Genomic DNA, 2,239 nt, shown 5'->3' on the forward strand with positions numbered 1-2,239 from the left:
GAATGGCACTAAGATAAGCCGAAAGCAATTTGAGATAAGGGTTTAAAGGATTGAGAGTGAGTAAAAGTGTGGGAGAAATAGAGTCAGAAAACTAATTCGCGGAAAGTTTACGCGAATTAGTCAGGAATTCTTTGAGGGTTTTTCAGTCTCCTCATATAAATCAATCCAACCTTGCTTAATTGTGTTTACCATGCGATGAAGCGCATCAATCTTGGTACGTCGTATCATTGCTGTTACCGCATCATTGTATGCGGGACTGCCGGCTCGACCAAGATGTTTGTAGCGAGATTTCCCTGATTCGCGCTTATCAAAAACAGGTAACTCAGCCTGCAATTTATAATACCAATAAACCCCGTATTTACCTTTAACTTGGTAACGCACAATCCAACTGTTTTCAGGCGCAACTTGGCCAGAGTCAAATATCTGTTGTATTTCTTTTTCTAGTTGTGCAATTAATGATTGAAGGTTAGAAGCACGCTCAATCAAATCCTGTGACTTGGATTTTTTTTTGACTGCTGGCATAGGGAGATCCAATTCAATGCTCAACTTAATAGTTAGCAGAAAATTTCCGCGAATTAAATGATTATATTCTATATACTAGAAGTCAGGTGGCTTTATTCATGGCCACGGAGAATTGAGTAATCAACTAAACAATTAGACTACTTAACTCAAATGAATACGGACATTATATCCAAAAGTGTTAAAATCCTCAAGCAGAAATTTACTCACAGTTTGGGCTTACCATTTCATCAATTGTTACCATCAGAAGTAATTCAAGAAGAATTAGCTCAACTTAATATTAAGTACCGCCAACGATTATTTGACCCAATTTGTACCTTATGGGCATTTCTGTCTCAGGTCTTAGATGTTGATAAAAGTTGCCATAATGCTGTTAGTCGAGTCATTGCCTATCTTGTGGGGTCAGGAGTAGAACTACCATCAACAGATACAAGTGCTTACTGTCAAGCACGTCAAAGATTACCAGAAGAATTAATCCAAAAACTCTTCGGTAAAGTGGCAGTTGGGTTAGAATCTCAGGTAAATGAAACACATTTATGGTGTGGTCGAAAAGTTAAGGTAATAGATGGTTCTACGGTATCAATGCCAGATACACCTGATAATCAAAATGAATATCCTCAACCCAGTAGCCAAAAAATAGGTTGCGGTTTTCCTCTGGCGAAGATTGGTGCGCTTTTCAGCATTGCTACTGGTGCGGCTGTCGCCTTAGCAATTGATGTTTTTAACACTCATGATATTCAACTAGCAAGAAGATTGTACGAATTCCTCAGCCCTGGGGATGTGCTTTTAGGAGATAGAGCCTTTTGTGCTTATGCTGATATATTTCAAATAAAAAGTTTGGGTGGTGATGCTGTCTTTCGCAAGCATCAAGGTCGTCAAACCCAAATGCGTCGGGGAAAAATTGTTGGGAGTTGTGATAAAATTGTCACTTGGAGTAAACCGAAAAAATGTCCCCAAGGTTTAAGTCAAGAGGAATTTAACTCTTTACCAAATACGTTAATGGTCAGGGAAATTTATTTCTATATTTTTATTCTCGGCTTTAGAACCGAACAGGTGAGTCTGATTACTACTTTACTTGATACCAAGGCTTATTCTACTTTAGACATTACGAGTCTTTATGAAAAACGTTGGGATGTAGAAGTTGATTTAAAGCATCTGAAAACTACGTTGGGGATGGATATATTAAGAAGTAAGACTCCGGCAATGGTACGGAAAGAAATCTGGGCTTTTTTATTGGCTTACAATCTGTTACGGACTTTGATGTGGTCGGCTGGCAATACTTATGGGGTATCACCTTTGCGGTTATCATTACAGGGAACAAGGCAACACTTTGATAACTTTATTCCCAAATTGATTGCTGCTACTTCTGCCGAATATCATCAGATTTATCGCACTTTGTTAAAAGTTATTGTGCATAAAGAAGTCCCACTAAGGCAAGCACGAAGTGAACCGAGAGTTAGAAAACGTCGCCCTAAATCTTATCCTTTAATGCAAGAACCACGCCAGCGATATCACGATAATTTAAAAACTGCTTGATTCGGAACAATCCGGATAAATACAGCACTTTGTGTCAGGAATTATTGAGTCCAAGAATATGGAAATTTAATTCGCGGAAACTTTCCGCGAATTAAATCCTTTTCCTTACTCCACCCGTTTTTTATAACTCTCAATCCTTTAAACTCTTATCTCAACTTGCTTTCGGCTTATCTTAGTGCCATTC

At 38.5% G+C, this 2,239-nt stretch carries 2 protein-coding genes; one reads left to right on the plus strand and one right to left on the minus strand.

Annotation, left to right across the window (positions count from 1 at the left end):
- Positions 1-120: 120 nt before the first annotated feature.
- The gene (locus AACX33_RS05300) at positions 121-522 is read right to left on the minus strand and encodes a hypothetical protein (protein ID WP_194003900.1); all 402 of its coding nucleotides are present in this window, start codon (positions 520-522) and stop codon (positions 121-123) included.
- Positions 523-672: 150 nt separating this feature from the next.
- On the opposite strand from AACX33_RS05300, the gene AACX33_RS05305 reads away from it, so the two are divergent.
- Positions 673-2,055 (plus strand): IS4 family transposase, encoded by a 1,383-nt coding sequence (locus tag AACX33_RS05305; RefSeq protein WP_194003898.1) that lies wholly within the window; start codon positions 673-675, stop codon positions 2,053-2,055.
- The last annotated feature ends 184 nt before the right edge of the window (positions 2,056-2,239 follow it).

Source organism: Nodularia sp. LEGE 04288 (assembly GCF_963896525.1).
In the GTDB taxonomy this organism is placed as follows: Bacteria; Cyanobacteriota; Cyanobacteriia; order Cyanobacteriales; family Nostocaceae; genus Nodularia.

Excerpts from the sequence above, each read along its gene's own strand:
- AACX33_RS05305 (WP_194003898.1), top strand. The coding sequence starts at position 673 with ATGAATACGGACATTATATCCAAAAGTGTTAAAATCCTCAAGCAGAAA.
- AACX33_RS05300 (WP_194003900.1), bottom strand. The coding sequence starts at position 522 with ATGCCAGCAGTCAAAAAAAAATCCAAGTCACAGGATTTGATTGAGCGT.